Raw genomic sequence first — 19,062 nt, 5'->3', positions numbered from 1 at the left:
CTTATTCGCCTCTTGGAACTGGACCAGACATACTCGAGTGACGCGAGTCGCCTAAGACGGAAATCATTAACATCGTCGCACCCACAACAGTGATGTAGACACCTGTGTCGAAGAGGGCAGCGGAGGCAAGGTGCATTTCACCTAAAATGGGTGGTGAGACATAGATATGAGCACTGGTCAGGAATGGGCGGCCCCATAGCCAAGCAGCGATCCCTGTCAAACCCGCAATGGTTAAACCAATACCAATCCACACTTCATATAAGCGACCTGATTTTGCACCAATCAATTGTTCAGCACGGTCTTGACCGAGCGCGATATATTGAATCACTAAGGCTAAAGAGGTAATTAAACCTGCAATAAAGCCACCGCCAGGTAAGTTATGACCCCGTAGGAAAATATACAGACTGATCACCAAGGCCAAAGGCAAAATCCAAGATGAGGTAATACGGAACATCAGTGGCGACGGATTAAAACGATAGGTCAGACCTTGCGTAATGGTGGTGCCATGAGCACGCATACCATCCATCATGCATAGCGTACCAATTGCAGCAATTCCCAGTACGGTAATTTCACCAAAGGTATCGAAACCACGGAAGTCCACCAAGATCACGTTGACCACATTGGTACCACCACCAAGTGGGATAGACTGCTGCATGAAGAACCATGAAATGGAGTTATGATCACGGGTCATGATCAACCATGAAATCCATGCGATCCCTAGACCTACAATAATCGCAATCAATGCATCTCGCCAACGACGTGACACGCTCGACTCATAAGGGGTGAGCTGTGGTAATAACGATAAGCTCATGAGTAAGAGCACGGTGGTCACCACGTCAACAGTAATCTGTGTCAACGCCAAATCTGGAGCGGAGAAACAGATAAATACCATGGTCACAACTAGACCGACTGCACCACTGATGAGGACGGCTTTAATCCGTTCATGGTGGAACCAAAGCATCATCCAACATGCAGAGAATAATAATAGCCACAGAACGATTGCGATGACCGGTGCATGTACCAGTTCACGACTGCCTGTGCCGATGCCTTGCAGCCAAAATGGAACGATGACGATGGCTACACTAAAGATTAAAATCCACAATAAATAGCTTTGTAATTTGCCATTTTCAGTAAAGCGACGGAATTTTCTTGAGCTGAGTAAAAGATATTTTAAAAATAAGTCGAACAGCACTTTACCTTGCAAACGACCCAAAAATGGATCTAAGTCGATCCGCCGTAATTTGCCGCCCTTTGCCAATGCGAAGTAGAAAATTAAACCACCCAATAGTGCTATTACACTCATCAAAAGCGGTGCATTTAAACCATGCCAAATCGCTAAATGTGTACCTTCAAACGCAGGGTTTTGAATACTCGCACGTGCTGTGCTGTTGACTATATGCTCAACCAATAGGGCAGGGAATAATCCAACTAAAATACATAAAGCAGCCAGTAATGTTGCTGGTGCGCGCATACCAAACGGTGGTTCATGTGCTTCTTTATTGGGAATTTCTTTCCCCAGTGGACCATCAAAAAACACCCCGTGAACTAAACGTACTGAATACGCGACAGCAAAGATACCGGCAAAGGTGGCAATGATGGCTGATACGATCATCACAGGCCCAGTTAGATTGGCTAAAAGCTCAGTAAAGAACATCTCTTTAGAGAGGAAACCATTGGTTAATGGGACACCTGCCATAGAGGCCGCAGTGATCATGGTCAGCGTTGCGGTAAACGGAAGTAATTGCCATAAACCAGAGAGTTTTCGTAAATCGCGTGTACCTGATTCGTGGTCAATAATCCCTGCGATCATAAACAAGGCTGCTTTGAAGGTCGCATGGTTAATGATATGGAAAATGGCAGCCGCAACTGCAAGGGGAGAACCGATCCCCAGTAAGCAAACGATCAGACCTAAATGGCTGATGGTGGAATAGGCCAAAAGCCCTTTTAAATCTTCTTTGAAAATGGCAAAAAAGGCCGCCATACATAAGGTAAATAAGCCAATAAAGGTGACCAAGTTGTGATACAACACAGCGCCTGCAAAAATCGGTAATAAGCGTGCAAGCAGGAAAATTCCGGCTTTCACCATTGTGGCAGAGTGTAAATAAGCCGAGACGGGGGTCGGTGCCGCCATAGCATTTGGCAACCAAAAATGGAAAGGGAACTGCGCACTTTTAGTAAATGCTCCCATTAATATTAATAGCAGTGTGGGTACAAAAAGCGAGTGCTGCTGAATTTGGCTACTCATCGTTAGGATTTGATCAATCTGATAGGTGCCCGTGATTTGCGCCAACAGAACAAAACCACCCAGCATACATAAACCACCCATACCTGTAATGGTCAAAGCCATTCGAGAGCCACGCTGAGCTGCGTCGTAATTGCTCCAATAACCAACCAAAAGGAAAGATGAAATGCTGGTAAGTTCCCAGAAAATAAGCAATAAAATTAAATTATTAGACAATGAAATGCCGAGCATGGCAGCCATGAACAGCATCAATAAAACATACAGTTTACTGAGCGAATTCTTTGGACTTAAATAATAGTAGGCATAGATATAAATTAAGGTGCCGATCCCGGTAATGAGCAGGGAGAACAACAAGCCCAGTGCATCGAGACGGAAACTGAAATCAATGCCAACTTGAGTGAGCCACGGCCAAGTTTGAATGATGGTTTTGCCATTAAAGACATCTTGAGCCTGACTCAATAATAAAACTAAACTGCTGAGGCTGACGCCAATCGCCCCTAAAGCTGTTACCCCGCGAGAGAATTGCTTCAACCACGAGACAAGTGTTGTGCCTAGTATTAACGGTAACAATATAATAATCGGTAGCACACTCGTATCCATTGTCATGATTAGGCGGTGAAACCTAGGTGTATTTCATCTTTCAAGGATTACAGGACAGCAAAGAGCAGTCCAAAAATTCAATCTTGAAAGCCATGTGTGTCAAAAAAAATTAAAAACAAGCTGTGTTGCGCAACTCGTGAAGCGATAGCAATTTCCGATGTTACTATGAAAATTGCAAATAAAACCGATCATATTACATGCGTAAAACAACATCAATCTTTTTTATGAACCACTTACACATTATACGCCTGACGAAACTGTCTAGACATCTATTGCGGCCTTGTTGCTGAATATTTAAACATCGAGTCGGTGTATTATACTCAGCCAATCAGCCTCAGTATTTTTAACTCAGTGGTTGGATTGTAACGTCCTGATCACCTCGCTGTGATAAAGCCCTAACCAATTCTTGTTGCTGTTGCTCGGTCAGTTGTGTCTGAATTAATTGCAACATGTGCTGGATGGTATCCGGATGGTTCAGCGGCTCATTTAATTCAGTCTCTTCAGTTTTAGGTGGAAGCGATGGTTTAGATCCGAGTTGCAACTGCTGATAAATTTGATCATAGGTTTCTTGTAGTTTTTCAGGCTGAATCTCACTGAGCTTTTTATTCTGTAATTGTAAGCACTGAAAGCGAGAAGCCTGTTCCATCAGTTCAGGACGGTTGCCGCTGGCAATGATTTGGAGTCGTGGAAACGCTTGATTTAAACGGGTCAAAATCACTTGGGTCATGTTTTGATCGAGTTGGTGGTCTATGGCGTCGATCAATAAAATACCGTCACCTTCTTGGCAAGGATATAAGCTATGAGGATTGAGCAGACAGAGGCGACGCACAATATCACCAATTAAGGCCACAAGGTTGCGTACACTATTTGACAGCTGTTGAAATAACATGTCTTTGCCTTGATAGCAGACCATTAACTGTAATTTAGGGTGATATTGCAGATAAATATTGCTCACATCGGGCAACACGGTCTCTAAAGCTTGTTTTAATGATCTGAGTGACGGCGCGTGTAGGTCGGCCTGAGCTTGTGCTAGTTTATGCCCAAAAAGAGGCGTGTCTGATGCGTTGGGTATATCGGCTTGGGTTTTAGGATGTAATAAATTTTGAATTAATTCGGCACTTTGCGCATTTTCAATGTCGGATATTTCTCGAAACCACTCAAAAAAACGAATAAACGTGGTAAAGGGAATGGCCGATATTTCATAAGCATGCGAAGGCTGAAAAATAGCAGGATTATTTTTATTGAGAATATTCACATCGTTGACGAAACGTTCAGCAGGGTAATAGGCAATGAGTGGCAACCCTTGTAACGGATCGGCTTTGAGGGCTTTTTGATACAGCGCAACCATCGATTCTAATTGCTGTGTTTCGGCCTTACTGAGGCCGACGCCTTGACTGTTTAAGGTTTTGTACAATTGCCATGAACAAGATTGTGGGTCTTGGTCTTGTTGATCACTTGAAAGCTGAAATGAGCCAATGTCTTCGGGAAAACTGACTTGAATATCAAGTTTCGATTGCAAGCGATTTAACATGATGTCTTGATCGAGCATTACCACGCCTGCGGTGCGTAAATCTTTATAACGTGCAGCGAACCAAGTGAGGGCCTGATAACTAAAGCGTAGTAGGGAGGTTTTTCCAGAACTTTGATCACCCAAAATTAAGGTGATCGGCAGATCGTGGTAATTAAAATTGAGGGTGATATCAGTAAAATGAAGGGTGTGCTTGAGTTGGATCGATTGTAATTTCATGGTGCACCTTTTACTGATTTATTGTTTATTCACCTTTTTCATCATACTAGCTGACCGCTTGTGCCAAAGATTTGGGCATTTGACGTTTTAAGTGCTGCATCAAGTCATAAATATGATGGATATTTAAACTTACTTTAGCACGTGTGCAAGCCACGTAAAGTAACCGTAACTCTTCGTCACTAATTTTATAATCTTTATCGTTGAGCTTAAATTGGTAGTCATCTTCAATATGTACTCGATCCCATTCTAAGCCTTTGGCTTTATGGGCGGTCGAGATGATATAGTCGGCTTGATCAATCGGGGTGATTTTCGCCAGCGCCTTTTTCAGTGGGTCAGTACCGTGGTCATCGACCAACTTCACTAGCGGTTTAATATCGCTGCCGTCGTTGGTTTCACAATATTCATGCACATCATGCCATGAGTTAAACCACGCAAGCTCTGGGACATCGACTACGCGCTTGCCTTGCTTGAGCATGGCTGCAGCATCGACAAAACGATTGAGTCGCGCATGATCTGCTTGCAGGCTAACTTTTTCGCCCTTAACCAAACCCGCCAATAACAGTTCCATCGCACGTGCATTGGTACGACATAAAATGGCATCGCGCATCTTGGTATGTGGTTTATTGACCACTTTAGAGTTGAGCTGCGGATTACCCAATAAAGGCACGGTTTCGTTCAATGCGCCCAGTAGAGCATTGGCGTTCAAGGCAATTTCTTCACCAAAACGGAACGACGTGGTTAAACGGGATTCGGGTAAAGGGAGTTGCTGCATGGCATTGACTGCGCCACGCCATGCATAAATTTGTTGATGCGCATCGCCAACATAGATGACTTGAGTATTCCGCTGTTTCAGTAAAATCCCTAGCATTAGCGGGTCAGCATCTTGAGCTTCATCGAACAGCACATAATCCGCAGGAATATTCGGTTCAGACAAAGCCCAAAGTTTTAAATAAATATCGTGTCCAATCCCTGCTGCATGGTTCGGATCAATCGACTCTAACCAACGACGTTCAATGGCAGGATACAAATGCTTTTGTAAGCTTTCGATATCGTCAGGATGCAACCAACTCGGTGCTTGTAGATGTCGTGGGGCAGGGTATTGCGAACTGGTCGAACAGAAATAACTGACAGCGTTTGCCACCAGACTTGCCAAACGCGAAGGCATGAGTACATATTTTTCATAACGACCGCCCATCATACGACGTAAGGTGATCGGTTCTAGTCGATATTCTTTGGCAATAAAGCTCGGACTTAAACGTGGTAGACGCAGTTTATCAGTCACTCCACGTGGAACACTACGATAAGCCAATGAGTGGAAGGTTCGACAGTCGACATTTTGATGAAAACGATTCTGTGCTTCGGTGGCAATGGCTTTGTTAAAGGCCAAGTACATGCCACGCCGCTGAGGCATGGCATCACTGATCATTTGCAGTGTGGTTGTTTTACCTGTGCCAGCATAGGCAATCACTTTAAATGATTTACCAAGACGTGCGTTATCTATGGCGGTGGCCTGCTCATAGGTCGCGGTCGGTTTTTTAAGATCTGGCACGGTTGCGTCTTAGTGCTGACGGTTGGCTTTTTCAACCAAACCGGAAAGGCCTTGACGACGAGCGAGTTCGTTAAGTACCAATTGAGGATCAATATCGAAATAACCCAACATCACAATGGTATGGAACCAAAGGTCTGCTACTTCGTAAATCAAATCGTTTTTGTTGTCTTCATTGGCTTCGATTTTGAAATCTTTAGCGGCAATGATGGTTTCAACACTTTCTTCACCGATTTTTTCTAAAATTTTATTCAGGCCTTTATGGTAAAGCTTTGCCACATAAGAGGACTCAGGATCAGCTTGTTTGCGTTCAGCCATCATTTTACCTAAGTAGTCGAGTACTTCGACTTGCTCAGATTGCGCATTGGATGCATTCATCGCAAGGGTATGCGGATTTGCTGATTTTACACCATAAATTGCAGCAGGATCTTTTAATTGCGCATCGACAATTTCCCAGCCATTGGCAGTAAGCTTGCGGTAGAAGCATGACTCACGGCCGGTATGGCAGGCAATGCCGCCATGCTGTTCAATTTGTAGCACAATCACGTCAGCATCACAGTCCAAACGGATTTCATGTACGGTTTGGAAATGGCCAGATTCTTCACCTTTATGCCATAACTTATTGCGTGAACGTGAAAAGTACACCGCTTGATTTTTTTCTGCAGTTTGCGCCAACGCTTCACGGTTCATCCATGCCACCATCAATACGCGCCCGCTTTGATGATGCTGTGCAATAGCAGGCACTAAGCCTTGTTCGTTAAATTTTACTTCATCGAGCCATTGCAGGTTGTTCATGAGGATTTCACCAATTCAAAAATCAAAAAATAAATGCCGCAGCATTTGAGCAGCAATATAGTGTAAGCCATCAAGAGAATGATGGGGAGTTAATTCTTAATCAAATTTTAAATTGCGCAGTTCAGCCGCAGAATCATCTGCAGGCTTTCGGGCAATGTCAGCATAATTCATTTGCCCAAATGCACCCGTTTTTAAGCCGGAAATCGTAATCGCCATTTCTTTGCGGAAAAACGGCAGCTGATACATAGCACGAAATGAAAAATCACGGAGCGGTGCTGTCCAGCGATGATGTGATTGATAAAAAGGAGTCAGCAAGCGACTAAAAAATTGGTAAAATCGCACGGAGGGCAACCGTAGCTGATGATACTCCTGCCAGAGGTTTTGCAGTGAGGAGTCCTGTTGATATTGAAGCAGAGCTTGACTGATGGCCCATGCATCGAGCAAAGCCATATTGGCGCCTTGTCCAAGCTGTGGACTCATGGCATGAGCAGCATCGCCTAATATGCCGATACGACCTTCACCAAGTTTGCTCAGCACCACATCACGATAATTGGCAGATAGCCATTGCTGCGGATCATCTGGATGTGGAATCACATGCGCTAACCATTCTGCAACACTCGGCCAGCGTTTTGAAACTTCAAGCAACCATTGCTGCTGTGCGTTCTTGGTTTTTAAGAATCCCTCTAAATCTTCTGTAGGCAGACTCCAGAAAATGCTCGAAAGTCGCTGTTCAGGCTGCGTTGGAATTGCTCCCGTTGGCATCACACCCATCATGATATTGGAACGGTCATAGAACTGATGCAAGATCTGCGGATTGAGTACTTCGCATTCAGGCACGATGATCCACTTCGCCCCCAAGGATAGGCTTGGTTGAGCTTTTCCCACGCTTTAGGACGTAAATGGCTGCGTGCACCATTGGCGATCAGCACGAGATCAAACTGACGTTGAAAGGATTGATCTGCGGACTGCCCAATTACGTTTATACCCTCACTGGATTCTTGAAGTTCATGCACTTCATGCGCCATACACCACTCAACGTGTTGAGGATATTCACGGACTTTGGATGCGAGGACATGACAGAGCGTGGCACGGTGAATGCCGAGTCCATATGAACGTTCATCGGCTTGTCGATAATGACTGTTAATCAGCAAGTCGCCGCCAGCCAGTTGACCTTCCAGACCTGTTACCACAGCACCTAGGCTTAAGGCATGTTCCAAAATGCCTAAATGTTCGAAAACCGCAAGCCCGGCGGGTTGTAATAATAATCCTGCGCCCACAGGTTCAAGTTGTGAGACTTTTTCATATAAGCAGATTTGATGGCCTTGATTAGCAAGCATTGCTGCAGCAGCCAATCCTGCCGTACCTGCACCGATGATGGCAATATTTTGAGTTTTCATTGTTATAAAAGTTGATTTTATCTCAGCCCAATGTAGCAAAGATGCTGCATAAAACCCAATAAAAAAGCCCTCAAAAGGGCTTTTTAAAGGGGGAGTCAGGTCTTACCAGTGTTCACCAGGGAATAGGCGAGCATATGCTTTTTGTACCCAATTGAGTTTTTCTTGCTTACCAATAGACGCTGAAGAGCTTGGGAACAGGTTATAACCAATCGACATGAGTTTATTGTTAATGTCAGGAGCAATGGAGTAAGTGATCGAAGCCAGACGGCCCAAATTGGTCGCCACTTTCTTCGGACGTTTCACGATGGCATAGGCAATCAGGTCTGTCGCTTGTTCTGGAGAAAGCGTTGGAACGTATTTATATATTTTGGTTGGGGCGATCATTGGTGTGCGCACCAATGGCATGTAGACAGACGTGATGGCAATATTATGCGAGTGAACTTCAGCACTCAGGCAACGGCTAAAAGCATCTAATGCGGCTTTAGACGCAACATATGCAGAGAAGCGTGTTGCATTGGCCAATACACCAATCGAACTGATGTTGATGATATGACCTTCACGACGAATCATCATTTTAGGCAACAGGTTCATCACCAAACGTACCGCGCCAAAATAGTTCAGCTGCATGGTGCGCTCAAAATCATGGAAACGATCGGTTGATTCATGCACGGCACGACGAATAGAACGGCCAGCGTTATTAATTAAGATATCAATATGATCGACGGAAGCGAGGATTTGTTGTGCCACAGCATCAATGGATTCCATATCATTGAGGTCACATGGGAAAACATCGGCTTTACCGCCAGTGGCTTCAATTTCAGCTTTTACGGCATCAAGAGTTTCTTTGGTACGTGCAACCAGTAGAACATGTGCGCCTGCATTGGCAAGGCGATGCGCTGTGGTTAAGCCAATACCACTCGATGCACCGGTGATTAAAATAGTCTTACCGTTGACACGGTCAACGAAACGTTTCTCAAGTCTTGAATTCACGATGAGGTTCCCTGTTAAATCAGTTTTATTGTATTCATTTATCGGCCCGACAACGCTATGTGCAGGGCTGTTTTAAGTCAGCGGTATGATAGCGTTTTATTTCAAAAAAGCTATATGATAAGTAATTGATAATAAAATAATATTTAGAGTTTTTACTCTAAATTAAAATCCCTATTTATTCAATTTTTAACACATAAATATGTGAAAGAGAAGTGCTTTTATCCACATCGTTGCAACATAAAAAAAGTCGATTTTCAAGATAAATAAAATTGTAAATAAATATAGAAGCAGGGCCATAGATGCCCAAAATTGGAAGGCGGATTATGTGGGGGTGGTTATTTAAATGAAATGGAAATAAAAACAGGCCTTAAAAATAAGACCTGTGGATTGTGCACTTGTGGTTTAAACAGCAGCTAAGGCTTGATCTAAGTCGGCAATCAAGTCATCTGCATGCTCGATCCCAATCGATAAACGAACCATATCAATGCTGACACCTGCTGCTTTGAGTTCATCTTCATTGAGCTGACGGTGTGTCGTGGTCGCAGGATGGCAAGCTAAACTTTTGGCATCACCAATATTCACAAGGCGAGTAAATAACTGCAACGCATCGATGAAACGTGTGCCGCCTGCAAGGCCATCTTGAACTCCAAATGAAAGAATCGCAGATGGTTTGCCTTTGACATATTTTTGCGCCAAAGCATGCTGAGGGTGGTCTTTTAGGCCAGCGTAGTTGACCCATTTTACTTTTGGATGCGCTTGTAAATATTCCGCCACTTTTTGCGCATTTTCAGTATGACGCTCCATGCGCAGGCTTAAGGTTTCCAAACCTTGTAAGATTAAGAATACATTATGCGGGCTGATCGCAGCGCCTGTATTACGCAGCGGGACCACGCGCGCACGGGCAATGTAGGCTGCGTCACCTAAGGCTTCGACATAATTGACCCCGTGGTAGCTTGGATCAGGGGTGTTGAGTGATTTAAAGCGTTCAGGGTATTTGCCCCAAGGAAATTTGCCGCTATCGACGATGATGCCACCGATCGAATTACCATGACCGCCAATATATTTTGTGAGTGAGTGCACCACGATGTCGGCACCAAATTCAAATGATTTTTGCAGAACAGGTGTGGCCACAGTATTGTCTACGACTACAGGTATGCCAAATTCATGCGCAATTTTCGAAATTGCTTCGAGGTCAATAATATTGCCCAATGGGTTACCAATAGATTCGACAAAGACCAACTTGGTTTTGTCATCGATGAGGCTACGCAGCGCTTCAGGGTTTTGATAATCAAAGAAGCGAACTTCAATGCCTTGTTTCGGCAGGGTGTGGGCAAACAGGTTATATGTGCCGCCGTACAGGGTCGAAACAGAAGCGATATTGTCGCCCGCTTCAGCAATGGTTTGAATAGCATATGTAATGGCAGCCATACCTGATGCCAATGCCAGTGCGCCTATACCGCCTTCGAGCGCTGCAACACGCTGTTCAAGTACCGCCGTGGTTGGATTCATAATGCGGGTATAAATATTACCCTGAACTTTTAAGTCAAATAAATCAGCACCATGCTGCGTGTTATCAAACGAATATGAGGTGGTTTGATAGATCGGAACTGCAACAGCTTTGGTGGTTGCTTCCGGGGTATACCCCGCGTGAATTGCTAAAGTTTCGTCTTTATATGTCATGATTACATCATCTAAGTGAGCTAATTTTTTAAATAGTCTATCATTTATATATATGAATAAAAGTGCTTTATTTATAAAATGAATATCATAATTATTCATATTGTTGAAAAATTTTCAGCTAAAGATGAGCGAAATTATGCTTAAAAACGCATGTTTAAATTTTGTTCGCCATTAAACTTGTAACAATGCATTGAAGGCGTGTGCGAAACCTTATTTTTTCACGACTTTATGCGTATAATAGCCGATTATTTTTTCGCTCAATTGAGCAGGGGCAACTTTGTGTTGTTCCGTATATGTTTTGACTATTGAGGAGTCCTAAGTGGCCCAATATATTTACACGATGAACCGTGTGTCGAAGATGGTTCCGCCTAAGCGCGAAATCCTGAAAGACATCTCTTTATCATTTTTCCCAGGCGCAAAAATTGGTGTGCTTGGTCTAAACGGTGCAGGTAAATCTACCTTGCTTCGTATTATGGCGGGCGTAGATAAAGATTTCTCAGGTGAAGCACGTGCTCAACCGGGTATCAAAATTGGTTACCTTGAACAAGAGCCGCCATTGGATGAAAGCAAAGACGTTCGTGGTAACGTTGAAGACGGTTTACGTGAGCCGTTAGATGCTTTGGCGCGTCTTGATGAAGTGTTTGCAGAATATGCAGCAGAAGATGCTGACTTTGACGCACTTGCAAAAGAACAAGAGAAGTTAGAAGCCATTATCCATTCATGGGATGCACATAACATTGTGAACCAAATGGATCAGGCTGCTGCAGCGTTGAACCTTCCAGCTTGGGATGCAGATGTATCTAAGTTGTCTGGTGGTGAGCGCCGTCGTGTTGCACTTTGCCGTTTGTTATTGTCTAAACCAGACATGTTGCTTCTAGATGAACCAACGAACCATTTGGATGCTTCATCAGTATCATGGTTGGAACGTTTCTTGAAAGACTTCCCAGGTACGATCGTTGCGATTACCCATGACCGTTACTTCTTGGATAACGTGGCAGAGTGGATTCTAGAGCTTGACCGCGGCATGGGTATTCCATACCAAGGCAACTACTCTTCTTGGTTAGAGCAGAAAAATGCCCGTTTAGAGCAAGAACAGAAGCAAGAAGAATCTTTTGCTAAAGCATTGAAAAAAGAACTTGAATGGGTTCGTTCAAATGCCAAAGGTCAGCAAAAGAAAAACAAAGCGCGTATGGAGCGTTTTGAAGAGCTTAACTCACGCGAATTCCAACAGCGTAACGAAACGTCTGAAATCTATATTCCACCTGGTCCACGTCTAGGTAATAAAGTTGTAGAAGTTGAAGGTATTAGTAAATCCTTTGGTGACCGTACACTTTATAAAGATTTATCGTTCGTTGTACCACCTGCTGCAATTGTAGGTATCGTGGGCGAAAACGGTGCGGGTAAAACCACATTATTCCGTATGATGACAGGCGAACAACAACCAGATACAGGTACAATTACACTGGGTGAGTCTGTTAAAGTGGCTTATGTTGGTCAGATTCGTGACACCTTAGATGACAACAAAACTGTTTGGGAAGAAGTTTCTGGCGGTTTAGATATCTTGAAAATTGGTGAATACGAAATCGCATCTCGTGCGTATATCGGTCGCTTTAACTTCAAAGGTCAAGATCAGCAAAAACGTGTAGGTCAATTGTCAGGTGGTGAACGTAACCGTTTACAACTTGCGAAAATCCTGCAAATGGGCGCAAACGTCATCTTACTCGATGAACCGTCAAACGACTTGGATATCGAAACTTTACGTGCGCTTGAAGATGCCATTTTAGTATTCCCGGGTACAGTCATGGTGATCTCGCATGACCGTTGGTTCCTCGACCGTATTGCAACGCACATCTTGTCATTTGAAGGTGAAACCCCTGAATTCTTCACGGGTAACTACCATGAATTTGAAGAATACCGTCGTAAACGTGATGGTGATGACCTTGTTGCAAAGCGTCAAAAATACCGCAAAATTGGCAACTAAGTTCCAGTTTTAAAATAAAAAAACCAGCCTGCGGGCTGGTTTTTTATTACTTAGGATGCAATGACTATACGACAATGTCTTCATAGGCATGATGTAAGACGTAGTCTGCTTGTTCATGGCCTTGTGCAGCTGCTTTACTGAGCCAAAGCTCTGCAAGTACATAATTGCGGTCTAAGCCGAGTTCTCCACGTAAATAACCGAGACCTAAGCGATATTGGGCATCTTTATGACCTTTTAATGCGGCACTTAAGAAATTCCACATGGCATTGCGATAGTCAGTAGGGGATTGGTCTGCTGAATCCATAGTATGGTGACTGAGAAAGTCTTGATGGTGTTGAGCCGCAAGAATTTCAAAATAAGTCCCTTGGGCGTAATCACCTTCGGCTTCTGGAATCGAAAGATGCATTCCTTGCAACTTTGGATTCATCTGTTGTGACAACAGTGCATAGATTTTTTTCAGAGCTTGTATCATCATTGTTAAACTCCTTGTTGCTAAATATAACCACTTGATTAATAAAAATATTAATTGCAGTCATTCGTGCGCTGCGATGAATGATTTAATTGTTTTAAACAGATCACACTTAAGATGAAAATTAGCATGCTTGTCATGATATGTGAATAGGTATTGAAAAATATTTATAAGTGATTTCAATCATCTAGATCGCGAAAAATTATTTTTAATAAATTGAAAGTAGATGCTGAAAAAAGCAGTTTTATAGTTTGAAGGTAAAACGTAGTACTGAAGGTTGAATAATGTAATTTTATTACGTTTACTGCACCTGTTAAGCTCAAGACTGAAGAATATATAATTTATAAAGGTCAGAAAATAATGAGTGAGCATCATGGGCATGACCACAGCCATGCCGTTGTGACGGAAGGGAATGTCAAAAAATTAAGTTTTGCCTTAGCACTGACCACGACGTTTTTGATTATTGAAGTCATTGCAGGATTTATGACGCAAAGTTTGGCGCTATTGTCAGATGCGGCACATATGTTCACCGATGCCGCAGCCCTTGCCATAGCATTGGTCGCGATCAAAATTGGCAAGCTTCCTGCTGACAACAAACGCACCTTTGGCTATCAGCGTTTTGAAATTTTGGCAGCCTTGTTTAATGCCTTGATGCTATTTGTGGTGGCGATTTATATTTTGTATGAGGCCTATCAGCGCTTTTCAACGCCGCCGGAAATTCAAAGTATGGGCATGATGATTGTCGCCGTTATTGGTTTGATCATTAACTTAATCTCGATGCGTATTTTATTTTCCAGTTCACAAGAAAGCTTGAATGTGAAGGGGGCGTATCTAGAAGTGTTGAGTGATGCCCTAGGTTCGGTTGGTGTAATTATTGGTGCGGCGATTATTTATTTTACGGGCTGGATGTGGGTCGATACACTAATTGCAGTGCTCATTGGCTTTTGGGTTTTACCAAGGACTTGGATTTTACTCAAACAAAGTATCAATATTTTATTAGAAGGCGTGCCTGAAGAAATTGACATAGAAAAGTTACGCAATGATTTATTGGCACTCAATGGGGTAGAGAGTATTCACCAGTTAAAGGTCTGGGCAATAACATCAAAGAATGTGCATTTGACAGTTCATCTCTTTGCACCTGAAGCCGATCGTAATGCCTTGTATTTTGAGGCGATTGAAATGTTGCAACATGAACATGGAATCACGGAGATGACATTACAAATCGAAGAAGATGAATGTGTGGTACATCAACATACCCAAAAGTCTGATCATGCACATGGGTATCATCAAGATGATCACGCGCATTCTCATGATGAATCACATCAGCACTAATGCTGATGTGATTTAAATGGCCGGCTTAGATTTCCCACTCATGATTACATTCGCGGCATTTCCATTTTTTCTGTGATTGCATAAAACCTTGCATTGAAATTTTGAAATCTGGCAGGTCGCGATAGAACAAGAAGCCAGCAATCAAGCAAGCAATAAATACAACAACAGTCGCAGTTTGTAATGTAGTACCTGCACCGTCACCAAAAATCCACATTGCGATGCTGATAATCACCAACAGTAAAAGAATAAATACCGCAGGGATGAGGATAATCAGGCTTTTAGGCACGACAGGACGAGCAACAGGCTGACCTGCTTGTGCAAGGGGCATAATTTTAGGGCTTTGACATTTTGGGCAACGGTATTGCATTGCAACTCCATAATTTTAATCTATGGTTTATTTTAATCAGAATGACGCAGAAAGCAAAAATACCGTAAATTTAAATTAGATAAAATTTAGGCAATAAAAAACCCAAGTCATAATGCTTGGGTTTTTTATAAGATGATTTGCATCACCTTGAATATGGCGTCCCTACGGGGATTCGAACCCCGGTTACCGCCGTGAAAGGGCGATGTCCTAGGCCTCTAGACGATAGGGACAATTTGAGGCAACTTAGAGTTGGTTGACACCATCTCTCGGTATGGGCGCTATATTAGGGGGATAACGCCCATCCGTCAACTAAAAAATCAATTAAGCTTCATTAACTGCATCATTTTTCGGCAGTTTTAAGCTTTCATTGAGTTTTTCCCATGCTTTTGTTTCTTTTTTACTCGGGCCGCCCACAATTTCAAGTGCATGACGTAAGCGAGCAAAGGTTAAATCAGGACCAATGGTTACCATTGATTGCATAACAGGTGTCGAAGATGTTGAACCTGCAATAGCAATAAAGAAGGTTGGCATGAAGTCACGAAGTTTAATGTCCATTTGGTTCGCCAAATCCATAAGCGTTTGGCTGACGGTGTCATTGTTCCAAGTAAAGATGCTTTCTAGACGCCAAATGGCAAATTGAAGGCTTTGACGCACTTGTTCTTCAGTCAATTTTTTGCTTTCAAACTGTTCTTTGCTGAGTGTTGGGAATTGGTTGAAATAAAAACCTGCCCAATTCACTGCTTCAGACAATAAATTAATACGCGGTTGAATCGCAGCAGCAATTTCTTCCAAGGTATTACGATCTGATTTCCAAGCCAGTAGGGTATCGAGCAATTGACCCGGTGTTAAACCTTTAATCCATTGACCATTTAACCAGTTTAGCTTTTCAACATCAAAGATTGGACCGCCTAGTGATACACGTTGAATGTCAAAGTGTTCAATCATTTCAGCCAAAGTGAATTTTTCACTTTCATCCGGCATTGACCAGCCCATACGGCCTAAGTAGTTCAATAATGCTTCAGGTAAAACGCCGATGTCTTTGTAGTAGTTAATTGAGGTTGGGTTTTTACGTTTAGACAGTTTTGATTTATCTGGGTTACGTAACAGCGGCATGTGGCAAAGTACAGGCATGTCCCAACCAAAATATTTGTACAACAATTGGTGTTTAGGCGCAGATGGAATCCATTCTTCACCACGAATCACGTGAGTGATTTCCATTAAATGGTCATCAACCACGTTTGCTAAGTGATACGTCGGTAAACCATCGGTTTTTAATAGAATTTGCATGTCGACTTGTGCCCAAGGAATTTCGACTTCACCGCGCAGTAAGTCATTAAATTTACAAATCCCTTCTTCAGGCACTTTCATTCGAATAACATGCGGTTCACCAGCAGCCAAACGCTGTGCAACTTCTTCTGCAGTGTGTTTTAAACCACGACCGTCATAACGCGGTGATTCACCACGCGCTTGTTGTTCCGCACGCATTTGATCGAGTTCTTCTGCTGTTGCGAAGCAGTAGAATGCATGGCCTTTTTCAACCAGTTCCAAAGCATATTGTTTATAAATGTCCATACGTTCAGATTGACGGTATGGCGCATGAGGGCCACCCACATCTGGACCTTCTGACCAGTTCAAACCTAACCAACGCAATGAATCTAAAATCATTTTCTCAGATTCTGGGGTAGAGCGTAGTTGGTCTGTATCTTCAATACGAAGAATAAATTCACCGCCATATTGCTTTGCAAAACATAAGTTAAACAATGCAATATAAGCAGTCCCAACATGTGGGAAACCAGTAGGAGAAGGTGCGATACGAGTACGAACAGTCATAATCAGCTTTTAATCAGAATGTAAATTGGGATCTATTATAACGAAAAAGCCTGATCACTTAATGCTTAATTCAACATTGAATGATCAGGCGTTTTTTAGTATTTTTTAGACGACAGTAGGGGAACTCGTCTAAAACAATAGCTTGGACAGCATCGGTATGCTGATGTCGTTATGAGCTACTACCAGAGAAAATGGCTTGAACAAAACGAGAAAAACTTTGGTTTTGTGATGCAAAGAAACTTTGAGTCGGTGCAGCTTTAATAGACGTAAGTACTTTTAAATTATCGTCTGTACGGCCTTTGCCTTCAGATTTTTGCTGATTAATCGCTTTTTCGATCAATGAGGTACGTTCAGCAGGCATCGTAAGTTTGTTATTCGATGCGGTGCTGGTTGCAGCACACAAAGCAGTCTGTGCAGTCACGCTTAAACTTAAGCCTAGGCATAGTGCGTATGAAAATTTCATGTCCAAATCTCCCCCTAGTTTTGGTGATGGAACTTTTTATTTGCAAAATAGTTTTAATATTTAGACTACGATTTAACCATCTTTCGTAATTAAAAAGTAGAACTACGTCACAATTTTTACAAAAAAACTAAAAAAGTCTGTACTGGGATTACCTAAATAGACTGTTTTCTCCAGATTTTCGGATGTTTTAGCAAACAACTATGAAGATAGCATGGAGATCGCTTCTGATTGTTGCTGTATTAGCAGAATTAAAGCTTTAAATACGTTATTTTTAGATATCTTTAAAACAGAAATAGATTTGAATTTATATTATAGATATCTGATTGTTAAAGTTATTTTTGATTTATATAGTGCTCTCAAGATCAATTTGAGTTTGAGCAGATGAAAAAAATAATAGCATCGGGCATTTTTGCTTTGTTGGGTGGGGTGGCGGTACAGGTGTATGCCGCAAAAGATTTCTTAAATGTCTCATATGACCCAACACGTGAGTTTTATCAGGAATATAACCAAGAATTTGGACAATATTGGAAAAAACGTACAGGACAAGAGATTAACTTTAAACAATCACATGGTGGTTCTGGCAAACAAGCTCGTGCAGTGGCAACAGGTTTACAAGCAGACGTTGTCACTTTGGCATTGGCCAATGATATTGATGAAATTGTGGCGACTGGACAAATCAATAAAAATTGGCAAAAACAATTTCCACATAATTCTGCACCGTATACCTCAACCATCGTATTTTTGGTGCGTAAGGGCAACCCGAAAAAAATTAAAGATTGGAATGACCTGACCAAACCGGGCGTTGAAATTATTACGCCAAATCCAAAAACAGGTGGGGCACCGCGTTGGATCTATTTATCAGCTTGGGGATATGCTTTAAAACAACCGGGTGGCAATGATGCCAAAGCCAAAGAATTGGTGAAAAAACTCTATAGCAATGTTAAAGTTTTGGATTCAGGCGCACGTGGTTCACTCACGACCTTTGCTGAGCGCGGCATTGGAGATGTCTTATTGTCTTGGGAAAATGAGGCACTATTAGCGACTCAGGGCCTAGGCAAAGATAAATATGACATTGTTTATCCTTCTATTTCGATTTTAGCTGAACCTTCGGTGGCTGTGGTAGATAAAACCGTCGATAAAAATGGTAATCGAAATTTAGCGAAGGGTTATTTGAACTATCTATATTCACCTAAGGGCCAAGAGCTAGCAGGCAAATATTTCTTCCGCCCTCGCGATGCAAAAGCCACTGCAAAGTACGCTGCTCAATTCCCGAAAGTTCAAACCTTTACCATTGATAAAGTGTTTGGAGGTTGGGCAAAAGCGCAAAAAACACATTTTGTAAATGGTGCGATTTTCGATCAAATCTATAGTGAAAAGAATAAAGAGTAAGTCTGCAAATAAAGTTGATTGGTGTAAAAACGGATAATTGGGGTTATCCGTTTTTTGCATATGTAATGCATAAAAATCTATATATAGGGAATAAGTAGATTGTTTTTGTGTATTTTAATATGAAAAACAAACAATTAAATTCGCTGCGTTAGCTGTATCTAGTAAAGGGTCTAAACTTGCTGCAATTGCGATTTATGACTTTATTTCATATATTTAGCAGTATTGAATATAACT

Annotated in this window: 13 protein-coding genes, 1 tRNA gene and 1 pseudogene; 3 read left to right on the top strand and 12 right to left on the bottom strand. The window is 42.4% G+C overall.

Annotated features, from left to right (window positions below; translation table 11 throughout):
- Position 1: 1 nt before the first annotated feature.
- The 7 genes and pseudogenes from FTT99_RS07610 to FTT99_RS07580 all read right to left on the bottom strand — a co-directional run bounded on the left by FTT99_RS07610 (position 2) and on the right by FTT99_RS07580 (position 10,997).
- Positions 2-2,842 (bottom strand): monovalent cation/H+ antiporter subunit A, encoded by a 2,841-nt coding sequence (locus FTT99_RS07610; RefSeq protein WP_180129653.1) that lies wholly within the window; start codon positions 2,840-2,842, stop codon positions 2-4.
- A 343-nt stretch (positions 2,843-3,185) separates the two neighbouring features.
- Positions 3,186-4,589 (bottom strand): AAA family ATPase, encoded by a 1,404-nt coding sequence (locus FTT99_RS07605; protein ID WP_180129593.1) that lies wholly within the window; start codon positions 4,587-4,589, stop codon positions 3,186-3,188.
- 46 nt (positions 4,590-4,635) lie between these two features.
- Positions 4,636-6,138: a UvrD-helicase domain-containing protein gene (locus FTT99_RS07600; protein ID WP_111884125.1), complete on the bottom strand. Its 1,503-nt coding sequence runs from the start codon at positions 6,136-6,138 to the stop codon at positions 4,636-4,638.
- Positions 6,139-6,147: 9 nt separating this feature from the next.
- Positions 6,148-6,930, bottom strand: coding sequence for a bifunctional phosphoribosyl-AMP cyclohydrolase/phosphoribosyl-ATP diphosphatase HisIE (gene hisIE, locus FTT99_RS07595; RefSeq protein ID WP_180026546.1), 783 nt, complete (start codon positions 6,928-6,930; stop codon positions 6,148-6,150).
- Between the two features lie 96 nt (positions 6,931-7,026).
- A pseudogene (locus tag FTT99_RS16475) lies at positions 7,027-8,327 on the bottom strand (FAD-dependent oxidoreductase).
- 102 nt (positions 8,328-8,429) lie between these two features.
- Positions 8,430-9,317: an SDR family NAD(P)-dependent oxidoreductase gene (locus FTT99_RS07585; RefSeq protein WP_180024275.1), complete on the bottom strand. Its 888-nt coding sequence runs from the start codon at positions 9,315-9,317 to the stop codon at positions 8,430-8,432.
- Between the two features lie 402 nt (positions 9,318-9,719).
- Complete coding sequence (locus tag FTT99_RS07580) at positions 9,720-10,997, bottom strand: O-acetylhomoserine aminocarboxypropyltransferase/cysteine synthase family protein (protein ID WP_180093101.1); 1,278 nt, start codon at positions 10,995-10,997, stop codon at positions 9,720-9,722.
- Positions 10,998-11,316: 319 nt separating this feature from the next.
- On the opposite strand from FTT99_RS07580, the gene ettA reads away from it, so the two are divergent.
- Positions 11,317-12,978, top strand: a complete 1,662-nt coding sequence (ettA, locus tag FTT99_RS07575; RefSeq protein WP_078192544.1) for an energy-dependent translational throttle protein EttA — start codon at positions 11,317-11,319, stop codon at positions 12,976-12,978.
- Between the two features lie 64 nt (positions 12,979-13,042).
- On the opposite strand, the gene FTT99_RS07570 is transcribed toward ettA, so the two are convergent.
- Positions 13,043-13,453, bottom strand: a complete 411-nt coding sequence (locus FTT99_RS07570) for an SEL1-like repeat protein (protein WP_180161376.1) — start codon at positions 13,451-13,453, stop codon at positions 13,043-13,045.
- A 354-nt stretch (positions 13,454-13,807) separates the two neighbouring features.
- On the opposite strand from FTT99_RS07570, the gene FTT99_RS07565 reads away from it, so the two are divergent.
- On the top strand, positions 13,808-14,779 hold the full coding sequence (locus tag FTT99_RS07565) for a cation diffusion facilitator family transporter (RefSeq protein WP_180129592.1): 972 nt from the start codon (positions 13,808-13,810) through the stop codon (positions 14,777-14,779).
- Positions 14,780-14,804: 25 nt separating this feature from the next.
- Here the strand turns inward: FTT99_RS07565 and FTT99_RS07560 are convergent, their stop codons facing one another.
- The 4 genes from FTT99_RS07560 to FTT99_RS07545 all read right to left on the bottom strand — a co-directional run bounded on the left by FTT99_RS07560 (position 14,805) and on the right by FTT99_RS07545 (position 17,439).
- Complete coding sequence (locus FTT99_RS07560) at positions 14,805-15,146, bottom strand: hypothetical protein (protein WP_180129591.1); 342 nt, start codon at positions 15,144-15,146, stop codon at positions 14,805-14,807.
- Between the two features lie 154 nt (positions 15,147-15,300).
- A tRNA-Glu gene (locus FTT99_RS07555) sits at positions 15,301-15,376 on the bottom strand.
- A gap of 91 nt (positions 15,377-15,467) precedes the next feature.
- Entirely contained in the window at positions 15,468-16,976 is a 1,509-nt protein-coding gene (gltX, locus tag FTT99_RS07550; RefSeq protein WP_180129590.1) for a glutamate--tRNA ligase, read from the bottom strand.
- Positions 16,977-17,145: 169 nt separating this feature from the next.
- On the bottom strand, positions 17,146-17,439 hold the full coding sequence (locus FTT99_RS07545) for a hypothetical protein (RefSeq protein WP_180062805.1): 294 nt from the start codon (positions 17,437-17,439) through the stop codon (positions 17,146-17,148).
- 381 nt (positions 17,440-17,820) lie between these two features.
- Between FTT99_RS07545 and FTT99_RS07540 the strand changes: the two genes are divergently transcribed.
- Positions 17,821-18,828: a sulfate ABC transporter substrate-binding protein gene (locus FTT99_RS07540; RefSeq protein WP_078189392.1), complete on the top strand. Its 1,008-nt coding sequence runs from the start codon at positions 17,821-17,823 to the stop codon at positions 18,826-18,828.
- Positions 18,829-19,062: the final 234 nt, after the last annotated feature.

The organism is Acinetobacter sp. YH12040 (assembly GCF_013420005.1).
GTDB lineage: Bacteria > Pseudomonadota > Gammaproteobacteria > Pseudomonadales > Moraxellaceae > Acinetobacter > Acinetobacter amyesii.
Note: the sequence above shows the minus strand (reverse complement) of the source record. Positions and strands in the feature narration are given on the sequence as shown.